Annotated in this window: 20 protein-coding genes; 10 read left to right on the top strand and 10 right to left on the bottom strand. The window is 71.3% G+C overall.

Annotated elements, in window-relative coordinates; all coding sequences use genetic code 11:
- Positions 1–48 precede the first annotated feature (48 nt).
- Entirely contained in the window at positions 49–297 is a 249-nt protein-coding gene (locus OIE53_RS22915) for a DUF6457 domain-containing protein (RefSeq protein ID WP_327023562.1), read from the bottom strand.
- The gene (gene mobA / locus OIE53_RS22910; RefSeq protein WP_327023561.1) at positions 294–902 is read right to left on the bottom strand and encodes a molybdenum cofactor guanylyltransferase; all 609 of its coding nucleotides are present in this window, start codon (positions 900–902) and stop codon (positions 294–296) included. The genes OIE53_RS22915 and mobA overlap by 4 nt, the downstream gene beginning before the upstream one ends.
- 176 nt (positions 903–1,078) lie before the next feature.
- On the opposite strand from mobA, the gene fdhD reads away from it, so the two are divergent.
- On the top strand, positions 1,079–1,933 hold the full coding sequence (fdhD, locus tag OIE53_RS22905) for a formate dehydrogenase accessory sulfurtransferase FdhD (RefSeq protein WP_327023560.1): 855 nt from the start codon (positions 1,079–1,081) through the stop codon (positions 1,931–1,933).
- Between the two features lie 3 nt (positions 1,934–1,936).
- On the opposite strand, the gene OIE53_RS22900 is transcribed toward fdhD, so the two are convergent.
- On the bottom strand, positions 1,937–2,647 hold the full coding sequence (locus tag OIE53_RS22900; protein ID WP_327027349.1) for a GAP family protein: 711 nt from the start codon (positions 2,645–2,647) through the stop codon (positions 1,937–1,939).
- Positions 2,648–2,724: 77 nt separating this feature from the next.
- On the bottom strand, positions 2,725–3,780 hold the full coding sequence (locus tag OIE53_RS22895) for a DUF4192 domain-containing protein (RefSeq protein WP_327023559.1): 1,056 nt from the start codon (positions 3,778–3,780) through the stop codon (positions 2,725–2,727).
- Positions 3,781–4,008: 228 nt separating this feature from the next.
- On the opposite strand from OIE53_RS22895, the gene OIE53_RS22890 reads away from it, so the two are divergent.
- The 7 genes from OIE53_RS22890 (at position 4,009) to OIE53_RS22860 (ending at position 13,150) form a co-directional block, all read left to right on the top strand.
- Complete coding sequence (locus OIE53_RS22890; protein WP_327023558.1) at positions 4,009–4,923, top strand: fructosamine kinase family protein; 915 nt, start codon at positions 4,009–4,011, stop codon at positions 4,921–4,923.
- Positions 4,920–5,930, top strand: a complete 1,011-nt coding sequence (gene moaA, locus OIE53_RS22885) for a GTP 3',8-cyclase MoaA (RefSeq protein ID WP_327023557.1) — start codon at positions 4,920–4,922, stop codon at positions 5,928–5,930. Before OIE53_RS22890 ends, moaA begins: the two co-directional genes overlap by 4 nt.
- Positions 5,927–6,181, top strand: coding sequence for a MoaD/ThiS family protein (locus OIE53_RS22880; protein WP_327023556.1), 255 nt, complete (start codon positions 5,927–5,929; stop codon positions 6,179–6,181). Before moaA ends, OIE53_RS22880 begins: the two co-directional genes overlap by 4 nt.
- Positions 6,182–6,194: 13 nt before the next feature.
- Positions 6,195–7,514, top strand: a complete 1,320-nt coding sequence (locus OIE53_RS22875; RefSeq protein ID WP_327023555.1) for a metallophosphoesterase — start codon at positions 6,195–6,197, stop codon at positions 7,512–7,514.
- Positions 7,515–7,575: 61 nt separating this feature from the next.
- Complete coding sequence (locus tag OIE53_RS22870) at positions 7,576–10,770, top strand: UvrD-helicase domain-containing protein (protein ID WP_327023554.1); 3,195 nt, start codon at positions 7,576–7,578, stop codon at positions 10,768–10,770.
- A 422-nt stretch (positions 10,771–11,192) separates the two neighbouring features.
- Positions 11,193–11,741, top strand: a complete 549-nt coding sequence (locus tag OIE53_RS22865; protein WP_327023553.1) for an LppU/SCO3897 family protein — start codon at positions 11,193–11,195, stop codon at positions 11,739–11,741.
- A 167-nt stretch (positions 11,742–11,908) separates the two neighbouring features.
- Positions 11,909–13,150: an ATP-binding protein gene (locus OIE53_RS22860; protein WP_327023552.1), complete on the top strand. Its 1,242-nt coding sequence runs from the start codon at positions 11,909–11,911 to the stop codon at positions 13,148–13,150.
- A 126-nt stretch (positions 13,151–13,276) separates the two neighbouring features.
- On the opposite strand, the gene OIE53_RS22855 is transcribed toward OIE53_RS22860, so the two are convergent.
- Positions 13,277–13,822: a GNAT family N-acetyltransferase gene (locus tag OIE53_RS22855; RefSeq protein ID WP_327023550.1), complete on the bottom strand. Its 546-nt coding sequence runs from the start codon at positions 13,820–13,822 to the stop codon at positions 13,277–13,279.
- Between the two features lie 136 nt (positions 13,823–13,958).
- On the opposite strand from OIE53_RS22855, the gene OIE53_RS22850 reads away from it, so the two are divergent.
- Both OIE53_RS22850 and OIE53_RS22845 read left to right on the top strand, forming a co-directional pair.
- Positions 13,959–14,504 carry a DoxX family protein gene (locus OIE53_RS22850; protein WP_327023549.1) on the top strand — a complete coding sequence of 182 codons (546 nt, stop codon included), beginning with the start codon at positions 13,959–13,961 and terminating at the stop codon, positions 14,502–14,504.
- A 204-nt stretch (positions 14,505–14,708) separates the two neighbouring features.
- Positions 14,709–16,151 carry a glycosyltransferase 87 family protein gene (locus OIE53_RS22845; protein WP_327023548.1) on the top strand — a complete coding sequence of 481 codons (1,443 nt, stop codon included), beginning with the start codon at positions 14,709–14,711 and terminating at the stop codon, positions 16,149–16,151.
- Positions 16,152–16,155: 4 nt separating this feature from the next.
- Here OIE53_RS22845 and OIE53_RS22840 read toward each other — a convergent pair whose 3' ends face one another.
- The 5 genes from OIE53_RS22840 to OIE53_RS22820 all read right to left on the bottom strand — a co-directional run bounded on the left by OIE53_RS22840 (position 16,156) and on the right by OIE53_RS22820 (position 21,835).
- Entirely contained in the window at positions 16,156–16,575 is a 420-nt protein-coding gene (locus OIE53_RS22840) for a molybdenum cofactor biosynthesis protein MoaE (RefSeq protein WP_327023547.1), read from the bottom strand.
- Positions 16,569–17,777 carry a molybdopterin molybdotransferase MoeA gene (locus OIE53_RS22835; RefSeq protein WP_327027347.1) on the bottom strand — a complete coding sequence of 403 codons (1,209 nt, stop codon included), beginning with the start codon at positions 17,775–17,777 and terminating at the stop codon, positions 16,569–16,571. The genes OIE53_RS22840 and OIE53_RS22835 overlap by 7 nt, the downstream gene beginning before the upstream one ends.
- A 61-nt stretch (positions 17,778–17,838) precedes the next feature.
- Positions 17,839–18,321 (bottom strand): MogA/MoaB family molybdenum cofactor biosynthesis protein, encoded by a 483-nt coding sequence (locus tag OIE53_RS22830; protein WP_327023546.1) that lies wholly within the window; start codon positions 18,319–18,321, stop codon positions 17,839–17,841.
- Complete coding sequence (gene moaC, locus OIE53_RS22825; RefSeq protein WP_327023545.1) at positions 18,318–18,809, bottom strand: cyclic pyranopterin monophosphate synthase MoaC; 492 nt, start codon at positions 18,807–18,809, stop codon at positions 18,318–18,320. The genes OIE53_RS22830 and moaC overlap by 4 nt, the downstream gene beginning before the upstream one ends.
- A gap of 143 nt (positions 18,810–18,952) precedes the next feature.
- Positions 18,953–21,835, bottom strand: coding sequence for an AfsR/SARP family transcriptional regulator (locus tag OIE53_RS22820; RefSeq protein ID WP_327023544.1), 2,883 nt, complete (start codon positions 21,833–21,835; stop codon positions 18,953–18,955).
- Between the last annotated feature and the right edge of the window lie 942 nt (positions 21,836–22,777).

The raw sequence follows: 22,777 nt of genomic DNA, 5'->3' as shown, positions 1-22,777 counted from the left end.
GGTCGGGAAGAGGCGTCAACCCGGACAGTGATCGGACACGCCTGGCGGTCAGCCGTGGTCACCTGACTCGGTCGGCCAGGTGTCGGCCAGCTCGGTCAGCCGGGTGGCTGCCACGGCCGGATCGGCCCCCCGGCCGACAGCCAGCCCGAGCAGGTACGCGGTGACCGGGGCCCCCGGCCGCACCACCTGGTGGGCGACATCCCGGGCCAGATCGAGCACGGACTGTACCGGCACCTCGGCCGGATCCACCCCCAGCTCCGCACAGGCCGCCGCGAGCCAGTCGTCCAGCACCTTCATCGCGACCACTCCTCCGCCCGCCGCAGGTCCCGCTCAGTGTCGCAGTCGAACCAGGGCGGCGGGCCGTCGCCGGTCCACCGCAGCTCGCGTACGGCGAGCCCGGTAGACAGGTCCCGCAGGGACGCTCCGGCCAACTCGCCCCGCCGTACCCGCACCCGGTCCAGGGCCGCGCGCAGCGCCGCCGGGCGCCACACCCCACACAGCGACTGCCGCCGCCCGGACTGGTCCAGGTAACAGACCCCGTCGACCGGTGGTCGGCTGGTCGAGGCGTCGTCGAGGTGGTGCAGCAGCTCACCGACGGCGGCCCGGGTCAACAGCGGCAGATCGGCCGCCAGCAGGGCTACGGCCGACACCTCGGGGTCGAGCAGGGCCAGCCCGGCCGCGAGGGCGGGCACCGGCCCGCCGCCCGGTGGCGACTCGCGAGTCAGTCGTACGCCCGCCGGGGCCGGTCCCGGCCCGACGAGGATCCGAGGCGCGGCGTCCGCGACCGCCGCCAGGACCCGCTCCCGCATCGGCACCCCGCCGACCGGCAGCGCCGGCTTGTCCAGTCCACCCATCCGCCGGGCCGCACCTCCGGCGAGCACCACCGCGGCGTACGCCTTCACCGGCCCACCGTAGCCCTAGCCCTGGTGCCCTCTCTGGCTGGTGGCCGGGGTGGAGGGTGGTCGGGCGGGGCTGAGGGTGGTCGGGCGGGGCTGAGGGCCGGGGCGGTCGGGCTGCCCGGGTCGGCGGGTGGCGGGGTGGGCGGGTGGCGGGGTGGGGGTCGGGGCAGGATGGTGGGGTGGGACGGGCTACTGACCGCCGCGTGGTGCTCCGCGTGGATCTCGACGCCGCAGCCGACCGGGGTGTGCTGACCCGTCGGCCGGACACCCTGGCCGCCGAGGAGCCGCTGGAGATCCGGGTAGGTGCGGCCGGGCCGGGACGCCGCCGCCCACTGTCGGTCACCATGCGTACTCCTGGCGCGGACCTGGACCTGGCACTGGGTTTCCTGTTCGCCGAGGGACTGATCCGGTCGGCGGAGGATGTGTCGACCGCGCAGTTGTGTGCCGGCACGGAGACCCCGAACACGTACAACGTGGTCGATGTGACGCTGGCACCCGGGGTGCCGGAGCCGACTGTCGAGGCCAACCGGCAGTTCCTGACCACCAGCGCCTGCGGGGTCTGCGGCAAGGAGAGCATCGAGGCGGTGCGTACCCGGTCGATGTTCGAGGTGGCCGACGACCCGCTGACCGTGCCGGCGGAACTGTTGGCCGAGTTGCCGCAGCGGCTGCGGGCCGGGCAGCGTGGCTTCGATCGGACCGGCGGGCTGCACGCCGCCGGTCTGTTCACCGCCGAGGGTGACCTGGTGGTGCTCCGCGAGGACGTGGGCCGACACAACGCGGTGGACAAGGTGATCGGCTGGGCGGTACGCGAGCGTCGGCTACCCCTGGTCGGGCACGTTCTGCTCGTCTCCGGACGGGCCAGTTTCGAGCTGACCCAGAAGGCGTGGATGGCCGGTGTGCCGCTGCTCGCGGCGGTCTCGGCGCCGAGCACCCTGGCGGTGGACCTGGCCACCGAGGCCGGACTGACCCTCGTCGGTTTCCTCCGTGGCCGCACCATGAACGTCTACACCAGCCCACACCGGATCAGCGCCTGAACTTCAGCGGTTAGCGAGCATTTCGAACAGGCCCAGCCGCATCGCGGCGTCCCGGGCGATCAAAAAGCCGGCGATGCCCAGGACCCAGCCGAGCATGCTCCCGGAGGATCTGAGGATCCAGGCGTTGAGCCGGACGAGCACCGGCTCGATCAGCCTCGGCCAGGCCAGCCGCACCCCCAGCAACACCATCGCCGGCAGCACCATGACCAGGCAGTACCCACCGAGCAGGGCGACCACCGCCGCCAGGTCCAGGCCGGAGGTGCCCAACAGGCCCAGGGCACCGAGGTACGGCAGCATGGTCGCCACCTCGGCCAACGCGGCGAACAGGGCCAGCCCGATCAGCCACCGCCCCGACGAGTCACCGGTGGTCACCCGATCCCGCCAGCGCAGCACTCGACCCGTTCCGCTGCCGCGCTTACCGTCGAACCGGAAGCTCACCACCAGCAGGCCGACCCCGAACACCAACTGCGCCCAGATGACCGGACGATTGTCCAGGGCGCCGCCCAGCACCCCTGCCAGGGTGCTGCCCCCGACATAGAGGGCCAGCCCCACCACGAAGTAGAACCCGGCGATGGTGCCCAGGTAGGTCAGGATCCGGCGACCGCTGACCGGGCCGGGGGCCAGCAGCAACCACACCGGAATGAACAGGGTGCCGATGCTGGTGCTGTCGATCAGGGCCAGCCCGGCCAGCGACAGCAGCAGTCCGACGCTCATCCGCGTCCGCAGGTCGATCGGAGCATCCATCGATTATCCAGGGCCGCAGCAGGTCTGGCTGCCCCTGTCCTGGTGGGTCATCGTGGGCGGCGGCGCGACCTGCGCCGAACTCGGCGCGGGGGAGTCGACGGATCGCCGGCCGGCCAACCATCCAGCCGGGAGGGTGGGACTCCGCGACGGAGCAGGTCGTCGATCAGCAGGGCCAGGGAGTAGTCCGGATGCTCGGTCAACACCCGCTCCAGCGCCACCGCCGCCAGGGCGCCCTGCCCGGCCCGCCAGGCGGCGAAGGCCAGCAGCGCACCGGGCGCCGCGATCAGGTGGGGCGCTACCCGGCGCAGCAGCTCCGTCCAGAACGCCACGTCCTCGTCCCGGCCGTCGGTGCGTTCCCAGGCGTGGTCGCGTACCGGAAGGTGGGTCAGCAGTAAGGCCAGCCAGGCGATCTCGTCGTCGGTGAGCTGCCCGCCCCGGTCGTGCCGGCGCCGGGCGGCACGGTACGCCGCCACCCCGGCCGTGCGGAGGGCCCGCGCGCCGAGCAGGTCCGCCGGGGGTGCGGTCGCCAGCAACTCGGACAGCCGCTGTTCGGCCCGCTCGGCGGCGCGGCGGGCGGCGGTCCCATCGGTGGGGGCCAGTTGGGCGACGAGGGCCGCCCGGTCCGGCAGGGCCACCTGCCCGGCGAAGACGGCCGCCGCCGGCACCGTGCTGCCCTCGGGGTCGTACGCGGTTCCCTCCGGCGGACAGCACTCCGGTTCCGTGCAGAGGTACGACCACCAGCGCCCCTCGGTGACCCGCAGCGCGTCGAGCACGGGCAACCCGACATTGGTCAACGCCTCCCGGATAGCGTCGAGGGCCGGGGTCACCCGCGCGGCCGGGCCGTACCCGATCACGGTCGCCGCGTCGGCGCCCTGCTGGGCGGTGACCGCAGCCAGGTGTCCGGCCGCGGCGAGGTGCCCGGCCGCCTCGCCGTGATCGGTGTCGCCGGGCAGGTCCCCACGGGCCACGAAGACGACCCGGGAGGCCGAGAAGGCCACCACCACGACGCTGTCGCTCGGATGGAAGCCGAGCAGGTACGGCACCGCGGCGATGAGGTCGGCGGGCGAGCGGACGGTCAGCCTAGGGATCTCCGTCGAATTCATGCAGTCAGCCTGCGAGCCGGAAGGTGGGTGCCGCTGCCCCTGTGGACGACACGCCGGTTATCCACAGCTACTCAGCGTATTTTGCCTGGTCACACCCGATCGCCACCCTTCCGCCAGCACCCTTGGCACAGCGCGGTGAGCGTGCAGCCTGTTAATAGGGGACCCCTGCTCTACCGGAGGCGTTAACAAGGGGCCCTTCCTTCCCCCCGGAGGGGATACCTTGCGGGCATGGATCTGGCGTATCTGCGGGCGCATCCCGAGCAGCTGCCGACCTTCCTGACCCATCAACGGATCCGGGAGACCCCGGTCAGCGGCGGAGACATCTGCGCCGCCTCCCGGCTGACTCTCGACGACGGTCACTCGGTCTTCGCCAAGACCTGGCCGGAGCAGGCGGATCGGCCGGTGCCGGAGGGGTTCTTCGCCACCGAGGCGGCCGGGCTGCGCTGGCTGGGGGAGACCGGGGCGGTGGCGGTTCCCCAGGTGCTGGTGGCCCTGCCCGAGCTGCTGGCCCTGGATTGGATCGAGCCGGGTGAGCCGAGCCCCGAGGCCGCCGAACGCTTCGGCCGGGAACTAGCCGGCCTGCACCGGGCCGGGGCACCCGCATTCGGGGCCTCCTGGCCCGGGTTCATCGGGGCCCTGCCGGCGGACAACACCCCACACGAGGGCCCCTGGGCGCAGTGGTTCGCCCAGGCGAGGCTGCTGCCCTACCTGCGGCGCTCGGTCGACAACGGGGCCCTGGACGACACCACGGTCGCGCTGGTCGAACAGGTCGTCGCCCGGATCGGCGAGTTCGGTGGGGAGGAGCCACCGGCCCGGGTCCACGGCGACCTGTGGCCGGGCAACCTGCTCTGGGGGGCCGACGACCGGGTCTGGTTGGTGGACCCGGCCGCCCATGGCGGGCACCGCGAGACCGACCTGGCCCAACTGGCGCTGTTCGGGGGTCCGCCGTACGCGGACCGGATCCTGGCCGCGTACCAGGAATGCTGGCCGCTGGCCGAGGGTTGGCGGCAGCGGGTTCCCCTGCACCAGTTGCACCTGATGCTCGTGCACACCGCACTGTTCGGCAGCGCGTACCGGGATTCGGTCCGCGACCTCGCCCGCGCCGCTCTGGGTGGGCTAGGCCGCGCTACCGTCGTGGGATGAGTGTCGTACCGCCCGGCGGCCTCCTCGTCGACCGGTACGGCCGAACCGCCCGGGACCTGAGAGTCTCCCTGACCGACAAGTGCAACCTGCGCTGCACGTACTGCATGCCCGCCGAGGGGCTGCCCTGGTTGGCCGGGCCGCAACTGCTCACCGACGACGAGGTGATCCGGCTGATCCGGGTCGCGGTGCAGCGACTCGGCATCGATGAGGTCCGGTTCACCGGCGGGGAGCCGCTGATCCGCCCGGGGTTGACCGCCATCGTGACCGCGGTGGCGGCCCTCGATCCCCGGCCCCGGATCTCGCTGACCACCAACGGCATCGGGTTGGCGCGGGTGGCACCGGCCCTGCGCGCCGCCGGACTGGACCGGGTGAACGTCTCGCTGGACACCCTGGATCACGCCCGCTTCCTCCGGCTGACCCGCCGGGACCGGTTGGACGAGGTGCTGGCCGGTCTGGCCGGGGCGGTGGCCGCCGAACTCACCCCAGTCAAGATCAACAGTGTGTTGATGCGCGGGGTCAACGACGACGAGGCACCGGCGTTGCTCCGCTTCGCCCTGGATCACGGGTACGAGCTGCGGTTCATCGAGCAGATGCCGCTGGACGCCCAGCACGGGTGGGACCGGGCCAGCATGGTCACCGCGGAGGAGATCCTGGCCACCCTGGGTACGGCGTACGAGCTGACCCCGGATCCGGCCGGACGGGGTGCGGCACCGGCCGAGACCTGGCTGGTGAACGGCGGCCCGGCCAAGGTCGGGGTGATCGGCACGGTGACCCGCCCCTTCTGCGGCGACTGTGACCGGACCCGGATCACCGCCGACGGTCAGGTCCGCAACTGCCTGTTCGCCACCGAGGAGACGGACCTGCGGGGTGCCCTGCGCGCCGGCGCGGACGACGACGAGCTGGTGCGGCGGTGGACGGCGGCTACCCGGGGCAAGCGGGCCGGTCACGGCATCGACGACCCGAGTTTCCTGCAACCCGCCAGGCCGATGTCGGCTATCGGAGGATGACCGTGGAAACCGTCACCGTGCGTTACTTCGCCGGTGCCCGAGCGGCGGCCGGGCGCAGCGAGGAGACCGTTTCCGCCGGCCGTACCCTCGACGGGGTGTTGAGCGAGCTGGCCCAGCGGCACGGTGAGCGGCTGGTCCCCGTGTTGACCGTGGCAAGCTTTCTAGTCGATGGCGTGACCTGTCATGATCGCGACAAACCGCTGCCGGCCGGAGTGACGATCGACGTCCTTCCTCCCTTCGCCGGCGGCTGAGGGGACAGCAGACGTGCTCGCGGTACTCGGTTTCGTGGCCACCCTTGCCCTGATCACCGGGCTGATCCACCTCTATCTCTGGAAGCGGCTGGTCAAGGACACCACCAGAGCGGGCCGTTGGCGGCGGATCGGCACGGTCACCACGGTGGTGCTGGCGCTGCTCGTACCGGCGACGATGATGGGCACCCGCGCCGGCCTGTACTGGCTGGCCTGGCCGGGTTACATCTGGCTGGCCCTGATGTTCTACCTGCTGGTGCTGCTCGTCGTGCTGGAAGTCCCGATGCTGGTGACCCGCCTGGTGCTGCGCCGCCGGGCCGCGGTGGCCGCACCGGAGCCGGTGCTGGTCGGTCCGGCCGGCACCACCGAGGAGCCGGCGCTGGTCGGCCCGAGCGCGGCGACCGAGGAGTCCGGGACCACGGCCACCCCGCCGGTGGCCGACCCGGCGAACAGGGCGAGCGAACCCCCGGCCGCCGGTGCGATCGGGCCGGACCACGATCCGGGGCGCCGGCTGCTGCTCGCCCGAGGCGCCGCGATCTTCGCCGGGCTCACCGCCGCCGGTCTGGTCGGCAGCGGGGTACGCACCGCGATGGGTCCCCCGCAGCTGGACCGGGTGCAGATTCCGCTGGCCAAGCTGCCGCGCAGCATGGACGGCCTGCGGATCGCCACCGTCTCCGACATTCACATCGGTCCGCTGCGCGGCCGGATCCACACCGAACGGATCGTCGCCGCGATCAACCGCCTGGACGCCGACATCGTCGCCGTGGTCGGTGACCTGGTCGACGGTACGGTGGCCGAGCTGGGTGAGGCCGCGGCCCCCCTGCGGGACCTGCGGGCCCGACACGGCAGCTACTTCGTCACCGGCAACCACGAGTACTACTCCGGGGTCGAGGAGTGGGTGGCCGAGGTGGACCGGCTCGGGCTGCGGGTGCTCCAGAACCAGCGCCTGGAGATCGCCACCCGGGGTGGGGTGTTGGACCTGGCCGGGGTCAACGACGCCAGCGCGGCCGGCACCGGGGTGGCCGCCCCGGCGGACTACGCCGCCGCCCTGGCCGACCGCGATCCCTCCCGGCCGGTGGTGCTGCTGGCGCATCAGCCGGTGGCCGCCTTCGAGGCGGCGAAGTACGACGTCGACCTGCAACTGTCCGGCCACACCCACGGTGGTCAGATCGTCCCGTTCAACCTGCTGGTCCGGCTGGAGCAGCCGGTGGTGTCCGGGTTGGGTGAGGTGGACGGCACCAAGGTGTACGTCACCAACGGTGCCGGTTTCTGGGGTCCCCCGGTACGGGTCGGGGCGGAGCCACAGATCACCCTCGTTGAGCTGCGCTCGGCATAGCGCACCTCACCTTCGTGCGTGGCGCCGAGCGGGAGCACCGCCAGTCGTGGCAGGATGCGGCGTGCCCCCGTTCAGCGCCGTACCCCCCGGTGGCCTCCCGCCCTTCGTCGCGGACCTGCACATCCACTCGAAGTATTCGCGGGCGTGCAGCCGGGACCTGACCCTGCCGAACCTCGGCTGGTGGGCGCGGCGCAAGGGCATCGCGGTGCTCGGCACGGGCGATTTCACCCATCCTGCCTGGTACGACCACCTGCGCGAGACCCTGCAACCGGCCGAGCCCGGCCTGTACCGGCTGTCGGCGGAAGCGGAGCGGGACATCGCCCGCCGCCTGCCGCCCAGGCTGGCCAGCGAGGCGGAGGCCGACGCGGTCCGGTTCATGCTCAGCGTGGAGATCTCCACGATCTACAAGCGGAACGACCGGACCCGCAAGGTGCACCACCTGATCTATCTGCCGGATCTGGACGCGGTGGGCCGGTTCAACACGGCCCTGGGCCGCATCGGCAACCTGGGCTCGGACGGTAGGCCGATCCTCGGCCTGGACTCCCGGGACCTGCTGGAGATCACCCTGGAGGCCAGCCCCGACGGCTACCTGGTCCCCGCCCACATCTGGACCCCCTGGTTCTCCGCGCTGGGCTCGAAGTCCGGCTTCGACGCCATCGCGGACTGCTACGCCGACCTGGCCGAGCACATCTTCGCGGTGGAGACCGGGCTGTCCAGTGATCCGGAGATGAACTGGCGGGTCGGCAGCCTGGACGCCTACCGGCTGATCTCCAACTCCGACGCCCACTCCCCGCCCGCGCTGGCCCGGGAGGCCACCGTCTTCACCGCCCCACGGGACTACTTCGGCATCCGGGAGGCCCTGCGCACCGGCGAGGGGTTGGCCGGCACGATCGAGTTCTTCCCGGAGGAGGGCAAGTATCACGCCGACGGCCACCGGTTGTGCGGGGTGAACTGGGCACCCGAACGCACCCGGCAGGCCGGGGGACGGTGCCCGGAATGCGGCAAGCCGTTGACCGTGGGGGTACTCAGCCGGGTCGAGGAGTTGGCCGACCGGCCCGAGGGGTACCGGCCGGAGCAGGCCCGTCAGGTGACCCACCTGATCCAGCTCGCCGAGATCCTCGGTGAGATCAACAAGGTAGGGCCGCGATCCAAGAAGGTCGAGGGCAAGCTGACCGAACTGGTCGCCGCCCTCGGCCCCGAGTTGGAGATCCTGACCCGTACCCCGGTGGAGGAGATCGGCCGGGTCGGCGGGGAACTGCTCGCCGAGGGCATCGGTCGGCTGCGTCGGGGTGAGGTACGACGGGTGCCCGGCTACGACGGCGAGTACGGGGTGATCACTCTGTTCGATCCGACTGAACTGGGCGGCGCCGGCTCCTCCGGCGGGCAGGAGACCCTGTTCGACGTGCCGATCCCGGCGCAGCGTCGACCGGCGGACGCGGACAAACCGGCCGCCAAGGTCAAGCGGGCGGCCACCAAGGCCGAACCGAAGCGCAAGCCGGCCCCACCGGCCCCGCCGATCGCCCCGCCGCCCTCCCCGCACGAGCCCTTCGAGCCGATGCTCTCCGGCATGGAGGAGGTCGGCACCGGCCTGCTCGACCGACTCGACGCGATGCAACGGGTGGCCGCCTCCGCTCCCGGTGGGCCGCTGCTGATCGTCGCCGGTCCGGGTACCGGCAAGACCCGCACCCTGACCCACCGGATCGCGTACCTCTGCGCCGAGCTGAACGTCTTCCCCGAGGAGTGCCTGGCGATCACCTTCACCCGCCGGGCGGCCGAGGAACTGCGCCACCGCCTCGACGGCCTGCTCGGCCCGGTCGCCGAGGACGTCACCGTGGGCACCTTCCACTCCCTGGGGCTGACCATCCTGCGGGAGAACGCCGACGCCGCCGGCCTGCCGAACGACTTCCGGATCGCCGACGACGCCGAGCGGGCGGCGGCCAGGACCGAGGCCGGTGAGGACCCGGCCCGGTACGCCGGACTGCTGCGCAAGCAGGGCATGGTCGACCTGGACGAGCTGCTGACCCTGCCGGTCGGGTTGCTGCGTGCGGACCGCAAGCTGGTCGAGCGGTACCGCAACCGCTGGCGGTGGATCTTCGTAGACGAGTACCAGGACGTCGACGCGGTGCAGTACGAGTTGTTGCGACTGCTCAGCCCCGCCGACGGCAACCTCTGTGCGATCGGCGACCCGGACCAGGCCATCTACTCCTTCCGGGGTGCCGATGTCGGGTACTTCCTGCGGTTCTCCCAGGACTTCACGGACGCCCGGCTGGTGCGGCTCAACCGCAACTACCGGTCCTCTGCGCCGATCCTGGCCGCCGCGGTGCAGGCCATCGCACCCTCCTCGCTGGTCCGGGGCCGCCGGTTGGATCCGGCCCGACTCGACCCCGAGGCCCCCCTGGTGGGTCGGTACGCCGCGGCCTCCGTCGCCGACGAGGCCGATTTCGTGGTACGCACAGTCGACGAACTGGTCGGCGGCCTCTCCCACCGGTCGCTGGACTCCGGTCGGATCGACGGCCGGTCGACCACCCTGTCCTTCTCCGACATCGCCGTGCTCTACCGGACCGACTCACAGGCCGCGCCGATCGTGGACGCTTTGTCCCGGGCGAACATCCCGGTGCAGAAGCGTTCCCACGACCGGCTGCGGGACCGGCCCGGGGTGCTGGCCATCGCCCGCGAACTGCGGCACGCCTCCGGTGTGGAGGGCGCCCTGCCCGCCCGGGTCCGCCTGGCCGGGCAGGTCCTGGCCGAACGCTTCGCCATCCCCACCCTGGACGGCTCCAACGGAGTCCGCCCGGAGGAGGTCCGTACCGCAGTGGACCTGCTCACCCCCCTGGCCCGGCGGTGCGGCGATGACCTGGAGATGTTCCTGTCCCAGCTCGCCACCGGCGCGGAGGTGGACGCGCTGGACCCCCGCGCCGAGGCGGTCACCCTGCTGACCCTGCACGCCGCGAAGGGCCTGGAATTCCCGGTGGTGTTCCTGGTCGGGGCCGAGGACGGGCTGCTGCCGCTGCGCTGGCCGGGCTCGACCCCGGACGAGGACGCGATCGCGGAGGAACGCCGGTTGTTCTTCGTCGGGGTGACCCGGGCGCAGGATCGGCTCTATGTCAGCCACACCGCTCGCCGCGTCCGGCACGGCTCGGAGCACGACTGTCGACCGTCGCCCTTCCTCGACGTGATCGACCCGGGCCTGTTCGAGCGGCTGGGCGACAGCGCCGGACCGCGCCGCCCCAAGGACCGTCAACTGCGCCTCATCTGACCCTGCTGCCGGATAGCTGACCCGACCGCCGTCCGGGCCGAGGTGCCCGGGTGTACGCGCTACCGTGACCGGGGTGACGGCTGAGCCATCAACGATGGTCTAGCCGGGGTACCCCGATCAGGAGGGCGGGCATGGCGAACTACGGACCACCGGGCGGCGGCCCGCAACCGTGGCACGAGCCGCGACCCGACGAACCGCACAGCCCCGGCCAGGGCCACAACTCCGGTCAGGGTTACGGCCCTGGGCAGAGTTACGGCCCTGGGCAGGGTTATCGGGCCGGGCAGGCTGACGACTCCGGTCAGAGGTATGGCGCCGGACAGATCTACGGGTCTGGGCGGGGTTACGACTCTGGTCAGGGTCATGGGCCTGGGCCAAGCTACGACTCTGGTTACGGGACCGGGCCGGGTTACGGGTCGGAATCGGTGCCGGGTGGATATCCGCAGCCGGGTGGTCGGGTCCACCAGGAGGACCCGGCGGTGGCCGCGTACGCCGGTCAGCCCGCGCCACCGCGTCGGCGCGGTCGTACCCCGATGATCGCCGCCCTGATCGTGGTGCTGGTGTTGGCCGTCGTCGGTGGGACGGGGTACTACCTGCTCGGGCAGGATGACGAGCCGAATCCGACCGTGGTGTCCGCGCCGACCCAGGATCCACCGGCGCCGACCGCCGCCCCGGATGACTCCGACCCCGACTCGACCGCCTCCCCGACCGCCAACTCGTCGACCGATCCCCGGTTCGTCCAGCAGGGACAGTGTGTACGCAACGAGGCTTCGGCCGGCTCGAAGCCGAAACTGTTGATCACTGACTGCGCGCCCTCGACCTATGAGGTGTTGCGGCGGGTAGACGGCACGACCAGCGGCGAGAAGGACGCCGAGGCGAAGTGTGCCCGGGTGGACGGCTACACCAACTGGTACTTCTACGACAGTGAGTTGGATTCGCTCGACTTCGTGCTCTGCCTCAAGCGACGCGACTGAACCCGCAGGCGCAGAACCCGCAGGCGGCTAGCCCCACCATCGGTAGATCTAGCGGTATCTAGCATTCTCGCTAGACAGCACTAGTTTCCGGTCGACTGTCGACACGCCGGTAGCCCCGTCTACTGATGTCTAGCTCCTCGGCTAGATGCCTCGATACTCTGCGATTCGTGGATCCGGTCCGCAATCCGTACGCTCCGGGCGCCGGTCAGCGCCCGCCCGAACTGGCCGGGCGGGGGCGGGAACTGGACGTCTTCGACATCGTGCTGGAGCGGATCGCCCGGGGCCGACCGGAACGCAGCCTGATGCTCACCGGCCTGCGAGGCGTCGGCAAGACCGTACTGCTCAACACCCTCCGCTCCCAGGCCATCAACCGGCTCTGGGGCAGTGGCAAGATCGAGGCCCGGCCGGATCAGTCACTGCGCCGACCGATCGCCGCCGCCCTGCACATGGCCGTCCGGGAACTCGCCCCCCGGCACCGGGCACCGGACCGCATCGACGCCTTCCTGGGGGTGCTCAAGGCCTTCGCCCAACGGGGTGTGCCGACCGGCCGGGGCGCCACCGCCCCCAAGCTGCGGGACCGGTGGCAGCCCGGCATCGACGTACCGGCGGCCAGCGGACGGGCCGACTCCGGCGACATCGAGATCGACCTGGTGGAGCTGCTGACCGATGCCGCCTCGGTCGCCAGCGACGTCGGCACCGGCGTGGCCATCTTCATCGACGAGATGCAGGATCTCGGGCCGGAGGAGGTCTCCGCCCTCTGCGCCGCCTGTCACGAGCTGTCCCAGCTCGGCGCACCGCTGATCGTGGTCGGCGCGGGCCTGCCGCACCTGCCGGCGGTGTTGAGCGCAGCCAAGTCGTACTCCGAGCGGTTGTTCCGCTACCAACGCATCGACCGGCTCGACCGGATCGCCGCCGACCAGGCACTCTGCGCCCCGGCCCAGCGGGAGGACGTGGAGTACGAGGCGAAGGCGCTGGACCTGCTCTACGAGAAGTCCGGGGGGTACCCGTACTTCGTCCAGGCGTACGGCAAGGCGACCTGGGATCACGCTCCCCGCTCACCGATCACCGCTGCGGACGTACGGGTGGCCGCCCCGGAGGCCGAGGCGGAGTTGGCGGTGGGCTTCTTCGGCTCCCGCTTCGAGCGGGCCACCCCGGCGGAACGGGAGTACATGCGGGCGATGGCCGCCCTCTCCCTGGTCGAGGGGGCGGCGCAGGGGGGTGGACGGGACGACATGGACGCGGCCGTACCGACCGCCGAGATCGCCCGGGCCCTCGGCCGCAAGCCCGCCAGCCTCTCCCCGGCCCGCGACGCCCTGATCAAGAAGGGCCTGATCTACTCCGGTGAACGCGGCACGGTCGCCTTCACCGTCCCCCACTTCGGCCGCTACCTCCGCACCCAACCGGCCTGAGGCCCGCAGCCACCACCCGAGCTGTGGCACTCCAGCAGGTCATCCCCCGGCGTGTCGTACAGCCCTACTGCCACAGCCCTCGGTGCCACCAAGTCCGTCACGCCGCGGGGGGCTGGGCGTTGCCGGTCAGACCTTGGACCAGGGGGGTGGGAAGACGACCTCACCCTGCGGGGGAGGGGGTTCGTCGCTGGTCGAGGGGGGCAGCACCAGGGCCTGCCAGGGCTCGCCCAACCCGGACCAGGGGCTGGTCAGGCCCATCCGGTCGGCCCGGCTGAATCCGAAGCGCCGGTAGTAGCCCGGGTCGCCGAGCACCACGACCAGCCGTTCCCCGAGTTCTGTGGCGGCTTCGAGGCCGGCCTGCACGACTGCCCCGCCGAGGCCGATCCGCTGACGGTGGGGGGCCACCGCCACCGGGCCGAGGGCCAGCGCCGGGGCTACCTGCCCCGGCGCGCTGACGGTTACCCGGGTGAACAAGGCGTAGCCGACGATCTCGCCGCCGTACTCGGCCACCATCGCCAGTTCCGGCAGCCAGGCATCGCTGCCGCGCAACTCGTCGACCAGTCGTACCTCCGGCGGGATGGCCACGTCGGGGCGGGCGAAGGCCGCGGCCAGCACCCGGCGGACCGCGCCGGTGTCGGCCGTGTCCTCGGGTCGTAGCCGCAGGGTCGTCACGCGGCGAGGTTACCGCCTGCGGCCCGTCCATCCGAGACGGTCGCTCGAATCGGCGCGCCGATTCGGCCATCACCCAATCGATCGATATCCGCCGTTGTGGGGCTTGACCTCGGGTCGCAGGGGGTATGACTGGTCCATGACGCCCGTACGGTCTCTCGCCCGCGCCATGCTCAGCGGCATCTTCGTGATCAGCGGTGCCCGCAGCGTCGCCAACCCGCAGCGACTGGTACCTGTGGCCAAGCCTGTCACCGATCGGGTGACTCCACTGCTGGAACGGGTCGCTCCCCGCCTCCCCACCGACACGATGACCCTGGTCCGGGCCACCGGTGCCGTTCAACTGGGTGCCGGGCTGATGCTCGCCACCGGGCGGTTCTCCCGGCCGGCGGCGCTGGTCCTGGCGGGCACCCTGATCCCGGTGACCCTGGCCGGGCATCCCTTCTGGCGACAGGAGGATCCCACGCAGCGCTACAACCACCAGACCCACTTCGCGAAGAACCTGGGCCTCTTCGGTGGGTTGCTGCTCGCCGCCGCCGACACCGAAGGCAAGCCGGGGCTGCGCTGGCGAGCCGGTCACCGGATCGGCCACTCTCGACGGTCCGTGCGTCGCGCCGTGCGAACCGCCCGTCGGGAGGCCCGCATCGCCGCCGTGTCCGCCGCGACCGCCCGCCGACTTCCCGGCTGAGCTGCGACTACGGCCCACACCCCTCGAATAAGGCCGCGAATCACCTGAACCGCCCGCTAGGCGTTAACGCGGTGGAAATATCAAAACATGGTGTGGGATCGGACACGGTCGCATAACGCGGGAGGCACTGACGTGAGGCGCCGTTCTAGGCTCCGTACCGGACCTGGACGGGTAGGACGATCTTGGTACGGGGGTGGCCACGCCATGCCGACTAATGTCGGTAGAAGGCTGGACCGCCTCGCCGCAGTCCGTCGCGTAACGCGTGGGATCGATCGAAGGACAGTCGTACGGAGCGGCATCGTGGCCGCCGCCGCCTATGCCGCATGGCTTGCCATCGGTGCGTTCGGGCGTCCGTACAACTTCTTCGATATGAAGATCTACCACGGCGCGGTGGTCTGGTGGGCGAGCGGTCACGAGTTGTACGAGTTCGTCGCACCCGACACCACCCTGGGCTTCACCTACCCACCCTTCGCCGGCCTGGCCATGCTGCCGATGGCCCATCTGCCGGTGACCATGGCCGGAATGGTGAACGCGGTGGTGAGCATCGCCGCCCTGGCGGTGGTGCTGGCCGCGCTGCTGCGCCCGATCGTCGACCGGATGGGCTGGCCCCTGTGGTTCACCGTGGCCATCGCCACCCCGCTGGCGGTCGCCATCGAGCCGACCCGGGAGACCATCGGGTACGGGCAGGTCAACCTGCTGCTGTTCGCCCTGATCATGGCGGACCTGGTGGCCCTGCGCTGGCGCTCCCGGCGCGGCACCCATCAGGCCGACACGGACGGTCCACTGCTGCGGTTCATCTACAGCGGCGCCTGGGCCGGTGTGGGCATCGGCCTGGCCACCGCGATCAAGCTGACCCCGGCCCTGTTCATCTTCTATCTGATGATCACTAGGCAGTGGCGGGTGGCCTGGACCGCCATCGCCACGGCCGTCGGGGTGACCCTGGGCAGCTTCGGCATCGTCGGGGCGGAGTCCCGGGCCTACTTCGGCCGGGTGCTGTGGCAGACCGAGCGGGTTGGCGCGGCCGACATGACGCCCAACCAGTCCCTGTCCGGGCTGCTGGCCCGGCTCTACGACTCGATCGAGACCCCCGGGCTGCTCTGGCTGGCCTTCTCCGTACTGGTGCTGGCGCTCGGTCTGTCCCGGGCCGCGAACTCGCACTCCGACGGTGACGAACTGACCGCCTTCACCCTGGTCGGTCTGACCGCCAACGTGATCAGCCCGATCTCCTGGACCCATCATCTCGTCTGGGTGATTCCGGCGATCATCGTGCTGGCCGACGCGGCGATCCGCCGACACGACGCCAGCCGGGGACTGATCGCCCGCGCCACGGCCGGCCCCTACGGCGGCCCACCCGAGGTGTCCGCGCTACGCCCGCCGATCTGGTACCCGACCTGGACCGGATTGCGGCACGGCAGCGCCGCCGTCGGGCTCTACCTGCTCTTCCTGGTCTCACCGATCTGGCCGTACGAGCACCAGTTGCCGGAGGTCTCGCACTACGCCGACGGCCTGTTCGGTGCCCTGATGGAGAACTCCCTGATCCTGGCCCTGATCGTGCTGGTCGCCGCGCTGCCGTGGCGGCCGGGGGCCGAGCCGGCCTTCCTGACCGACCGGGCGGCCCGCAACGCCCTGCTGCACGGCCGCCGCTAGGGAATCAGGGGCAGTTCACCCACTCCTCGGTGCCGTCGGTGAAGACCTGCCGCTTCCAGATCGGCAGCCGGGCCTTCACCTCGTCCACCAGACGGGCGCAGGCGGCGAAAGCGGCGGCCCGGTGCGCGGTGCTGACAGCCGCCACCAGGGCCGCATCACCGATGGCCAGGGGCCCGATCCGGTGCGACACGGCCACCGCGTACACCTCGGGGTCCGCGGCGATCTCGGCGGCCACCTCCCGCAGCACCCGCTCGGCGCTCGGGTGGCCCTCGTACTCCAGGCTGGCCACGGCCCGCCCGTGGTCGTGGTCGCGGACCACCCCGGCGAACGAGACCACCGCGCCGGCCCGGTGGTCGGCCACCGCGGCCTCGTGCACGGCGAGATCCAAAGGCTGGTCGGTGACGGCCCCGATCAGGATCACCATGTCCGCTCCCCCGGCAGCAACGGCAACGGTACGACCGGCACCCGGTCACCGGCGGCCCCGGAGGTGCCCGGCGCGATCACCGCGAACCCGTCCGCCCCGGACAGGCCCCGCAGCATCGCCGACCCGACATGCCGTACCGGATGGGCGGTCCCGGCCACCCGGTCGAGCCGGATCAGGGCCAGGTGGGTGTAGTTGCCCCGGCCGGGCACCGCAGCGGCGAGGGTGGCGTGCGCAAGCACCGGCATCGGCCGACCGGCCAGACCGGCCAGCAGCGGCGCGACCAGGGAGACCAGGGCGATGACGGCGGACTGCGGATTGCCCGGCAGGCCGGCGATGAACCGGGCCCGCCCGTCCGGGCCGACCACCCGGGCCAGCAACATCGGAAAACCGGGCCGCACCGCTACGGTGTTGACGACGTAGTCCGCGCCCAGGGCCGCCAACGCGGGATGCAGGTGGTCGACCGGGCCGTGCATGGTGCCGCCGGTGGTGCAGACCAAATCGGCCTCGGCCAGGGCCTGACGCAGGGCCGCCTCGTGGGCGGGCAGGGTGTCCGCGACCGGACCGACCACATCGGTCGGGGGCACCTGGCAGCCGTACCGTCGCAGCCAGGACGGCACGGCCGGGCCGAGGGCGTCGCGGATCCGCCCCTCGGCGGGCGGGCCACCGGTCAGCAGCTCGTCACCGAAGACCAGCAACGCGGCCCGGGGCTGCGCGCGTACCCGCAGGGTGTCGTGCCCGCAGGAGGCGGCCAGGCCGATCACCGAGGGGTCCACCGGGGTCCCGGCCGACAGCAGCTCCTCACCGGCGGCGGCCTCCTCCCCGGGCAGCCGCCACTCCGGCGCCGGCCGTGGCACCCCCTCGACAAACCCCTCCGGCGTACGCCTGGACTCCTCCACCCGCAGCACCGCCGAGGCCCCGGTGGGCACCATGGCACCGGTCGCGATCTCGACCGTAGTCCCGTCCTCGGTCAACGGGGCCGGAGTCGTGCCGGCCAGCACCCGACCCACGATCCGCCACGGGCCGGGGCCACGGACCGCCCAGCCATCCACGCTGGAGGTGGGGAAGGCCGGCAGATCGGTACGGGGAGCCAACGGCTCGGCAAGGGTGTACCCGTCGGCCTCGGCCAGTGGCACATCTAGGGCGGGGAGGGCGGCGGCCAGGCCTACCTCGTACACCCGGGACCGGGCCTGCGCCCAGCCCATCGGGGGTGCGGTGGCGGCCGGGTCAGCGGCGGAGGTGGTTTCCGTGCTCACCGGCGAGAGCCTATCGGGTTGGCTGGTGGTCGCCACCGCGCAACTGTTCGACCGCGTGCCGGAGGATCGGCCCCAGCACGGCCAGGCCGTCGCGGGCCCCACCGGTCGAACCGGGCAGGTTGACCACGAGGGTACGACCCGCCACCCCGGCCACCGCCCGGGACAGCGCCGCCGTCGGCACCTTGTCCCGGCTGTGGGCGCGGATCGCCTCGGCGATGCCGGGAATCTCGTAGTCCAGCAGGGCGCGGGTCACCTCAGGGGTACGGTCGGTCGGGGTGATGCCGGTGCCGCCGCTGGTCAGCACCACGTCGACGGCCTCCGCCACGGCAGCCCGCACCGCCTGGCCGACCGGCTCCCCGTCCGGGACCACCACGGGCTCGTCCACCGTGCAACCCCACTCCCGCAGGCCCGACACCAGCAGCGGACCGCTGGTGTCGGGGTAGACACCGGCGGCCGCCCGATTGGAGGCCACCACCACCCGGGCCCGGATCACGGCCGGTCCTGCGGACGCTGCCACAGGCCGGTCTTGCCGCCCTCCTTGCGCAGCACCCGTACCGCCTCCACGCTGGCCGCCGGATCCACCGCCTTGACCATGTCGACCAGGGCCAGCCCGGCGACCGCCACCGCGGTCAACGCCTCCATCTCCACACCCGTCCGGTCGGCCGTGCGGGCGGTGGCGGTGATCTCGACCGTGTCCGTCGTCAGATCCAGGTCGACCGTGACGCCGTGCAGGGCGATCGGGTGGCACAGCGGAATCAGATCGGGGGTACGTTTCGCGCCCATGATCCCGGCTAGCCGGCCGACCGCCAGGGCGTCGCCCTTGGGCAGCCCGTCGCGACGCAGCAGCTCGATGACCTCAGGGGTGGTCCGCAACCGGCCGGCGGCGATCGCCAGGCGGCCGGTGACCTCCTTGCCGGAGACATCGACCATGCGGGCGGCGCCGGCCTGGTCGACATGGGTGAGTTCGGCGGGCTGGGTCACGTCGGCGAGCCTATCCGTCACCGCAGGGCAACCACCAGGTGAGCGGAAAGGACGGCACGGAGGTGCCGCCCCTTCCACCCACAGCCCCGCTGGCAGATGGCTGGGGACACCCGACAGCGGTGGTCATCAGATGGTTTCCGTCGTCACGCCAAGTCCAGACCGCGCATGGGTCCTCCTCTCAGCAACTGTCCGCGCCCCGCGGCCGCCTCAATGGCCAGTTCTCGGGCGGTCTCGTGGTGCTGCACCGCCTCGACGGCCCGCCCCAACCCGCGCAGCGCGATGCCGAGGTCGTTGTGCACCTCCGCCTGCGCGAACCGGTGGCCGGTACGCTCCCGCAACGCCAGAGCGGCGCGCAACGCCCGCGCCGCCGCGTCATGGCGGCCCATCCGGCTTTTGATCGCACCGATATGGCCCAGCGCGTTGAGCAGGTGGAACTGGCTACCCAACTGGCGGCCCAGGTAGAGATGCAGGCGGTGCAGGCGCAGTGCCTCGTCGTACCGGCCGAGTTGGGCCAGGACGAGCCCCAGATTCGGCAGGCTGGCGTGCAGTTCCTTGTCGTCATGGCCGGTGCGCCACCGCAATCCTTCGAGTCCGACCCGCAGCGCCTCGTCTAGCTCGCCACGAATCCAGTGCACGGCGGCCAGATTGACCCGGCAACGCTCCCGGTTGACGAAATCGCCACGCTGCTCGGCGAGACTCACCGCCGCGCGGACGTGGCTCAGAGCATCGTCGTAGTTGCCCTTCCGCAGATAGGCGGAGGCGACATAGTTGTGCATGGTGACGACGGCGGCTCCGTTCTTCGCGGACCTGGCCGAATCCAGCCCGACGAGGTGCGTCCGGACGATGTCGTCGTAGTGCCCCCGCATGTAGAGGAATCGCCAGAGCACCCGAGCCAGCCGCCACGCATGTTCATGGTGGCCGCCTTCATTCGCTCGCACGACCAGCGCCACCAGGGTCGACCGCTCCTCCTCCAGCCATTCCGTCGTCCTTGGCGCCGTGGCGGCCAACAGATCCGGCAGGCGCGGCGGATCGAGGGTCACATACTTGCGCACGATTCCGGCTTCGAGGTCTTCGGCTATCGGATAGGACAGGTGCAACAGGACGTCGATCAGATCCACCAACGCCCGATCGCGGGTCTGCGCACAGTCACGCTCCACGGACAGCTCGTGGGAGAACTGCCGAATCAGGTCGTGCATCCGGTAGCGCCCGATTTTCACCTCGTCGATCAGGTGACAATCGACGAGTTCGTCGAGGGCGGCGCTGGCTTCGGCTGTCGACAGACCAGAGACCGCAGCCGAGGCCAGCCCGTCGAAGTAGCCGCCCGGATGCACGCTCAGCAGCCGAAACAACCGGCCCGCCCGACTGCCGAGCGACTCGTACGATGCCGCGAAGGCTCCCGCCACGCTCCGGTCACCCGACGCCAGGTGGACCAGCCGGCGGGCATTGCCGGCCAGTAGAGCAGCCAGGTCGGCCACCCGCCAGGTGGGACGATGCGCCAGCCGGGAGCCGGCGAGCCGGATCGCCAGCGGCAGGTACCCGCACTGCTGCACCACGGTCACCGCAGCCTCGGGCTCGGCCGCCACCCGTTGCGCGCCGACGGCCGAGGCGAGCAGCGCGACCCCCTCGTCCAGGCTCATCACGGGCAGCGAAACCGGCGGACCGCCGTCCAGCCAGGTGATCCTCCGCCGGGAGGTCACGATCACCACACTGCCGGGCCCGCTGGGAAGCAGTGGGAGAACCTGCTCGCTGCCGGCCGCGTTGTCCAACACGACGATCGCCCGCCGACCGGCCAGTTCCCGACGCCAGAGCGCGACCCGCTCGTCGAAGTCGGCCGGAATCCGGCTTCCCGGCACCCGGAGCTGGCGCAGCAACGCCGCCAGGGCGGCACCCGGCTCCACCACCTCGGCCAGGTCGTGCCCCTTCAGGTCGATGAACAACTGTGCGTCCGGGAAGCAGTCCATGAGCTTGGCGGCGACATGCATGGCCAGGGAGGTCTTGCCGCTGCCCGCCATGCCGTCGATGAAGTGCACGGCCGAGGCGAGGGCCGAGGCCCGTCGTGTCTCGGCCAGCAGATGCTCCACCGCTTCGGTACGGCCGACGAAGTCCGGCAACGCCCGGGGCAGGAACGACGGCGAGAAGGCCGGACTCGGCTGCCCGGTCGGCGCGGGTACGGCGGCGGGCTGTCCTGCCTGGTTCGGGTGTGCCGCCCGCTGCTGCGGTGCGGCGCGTTGTTGCGGTGCGGCGCGTTGTCGCGATGTGGGCCGCTGCTCGGGGGCGGTTATCCGTCGGTGGAAGTGCTGGAGTTCGTCGCCGGGTTCGATGTTGAGCTGCTCACGCAGGACTCTTCGCGCCGTGGCATAGGCGGCGACCGCCCCCGCATGGTCGCCGCGCAGGTGCAGCGCCCGCATGAGAAGCAGGTGGGCGGGTTCGCGGAGCGGCTGCGTGATCAGCAGGTTCCGTAGCACCGGCAGGGCGGCATCGTAGTGGCCGAGCCGGATCTGCAACCTGGCGTACAACTCGGCCGCGAGCATCCGGTCCTCGGCCGCCGCCGCGGCCTGGGCGGAGAGCGACGGTCCGAGCGCGACCCCGGCCAGGGCCTCACCTCGCCACCGCGCCAACGCTTTGGACAGCAGCTCAACGGCGGCCGTCTCGTCGGAATGCACCAGGCGACGCGCCTCGGTGACCTGCGCCTGAAAGGCGAACAGGTCGATGGCCGGTCGCTCGACGTGCAGGCGATAACCGTCCTGGACGCGGGCCAGCACCTCACCCTCCGGCACCAGCGCCTCGAGACCTCGGCGCAGATTGGCGGCATAGGTACGGACATTGGGTATGGCTGACTGCGGCGGCCCGTCAGGCCACAGTTCGTCGACAAGTTGATCGACTGATACCAGTCGCCCCGGATTGCAGACGAGCATTGCCAGAACCGTCCGCTGTTTCGGTGTCCCGAGGGGCAGCACCACCGAATCGTGACGCACCGCGAGACCGCCGAGGATTTGAATCTGCACCGGCCCCTCAGCTGCACTCATAGCGTTACCGTGAGCAGTCTAGCCAGCTCAGAGCGGGCTCGTCGCCCTGGTTCTCGGCGATCGAGATCGAAGAAATGCTTTAATGGGTAAGCTTTTTGGGGATTCTTGCTCAATCAGAGTTCCCACCCGTGATCGAAGGCCAGGGAACAAGGAGGGATCACTCAGGGAATCGAACCCTCCAGCAACCAGCACGCGGCAGAACGTAACAGACGATTGCCATTCTGCCGCAATCTGTGTAATACGGCAATCAACCGGAGCAATTCACCGCAAGTCCCTCGGCCGCTCGGCAACGGCAAGAGCCGAATTCGGCTGAGGCGGAGAAATCAACCCAGCCTGGTCGCCGCTGCTCGACGAGGAGCAGCCGCAGCGCGCCTGCGGAGCGCAGCCCTTCGGTGATGAGTCAGCTCTGCCGCGCGCCGACAGATCCGGCCGACTCATTCCTGTTGGAAGGACCGCAGTGTCGGCGTGATCCGAGCGGTCGACTTCCTGGAGATCCAATGCCGGTTCCAGGTGTCCCGCCCGGGTACGTATTTTCTCGCCGACTTCCACAAGTCGAACAACATCCCGTAGATCGCGGCGAACTTGATCGCAAACGGGCGCCCGGGCTGCTCCGGCGATGTCGATCTCGCATTCACCCGCAGTGGATTCGGCCACCGGCCCACTGCCGGCCCGGCGGCGAGGCCTGCCTGGCGGGCGACCGCGATGAGCAGCCCTAGGATCACTGTGCGCGCTCGGCCGCCAGACTGACCGCCTGCCGGTTGCGGCGATCCCGACCGAAGCGATGATGTAGCCAGCAAACCAGCCTGGGGACACTAGGCCGACCAGGAATTCCCGCCAACGGAGAGGCCGGAAGTCGAAACGACCCAATGGGCGGAGTCGACCCTCTGTCAGGGCCCTGGGAACGGAACGTGACAGAGAATTGCCGTATTGGCCCATTCTGCG

Origin of the sequence: Micromonospora sp. NBC_01739 (genome assembly GCF_035920385.1) — a bacterium.
In the GTDB taxonomy this organism is placed as follows: Bacteria; Actinomycetota; Actinomycetes; order Mycobacteriales; family Micromonosporaceae; genus Micromonospora.
This window is presented reverse-complemented; position numbering and strand designations above follow the sequence as displayed.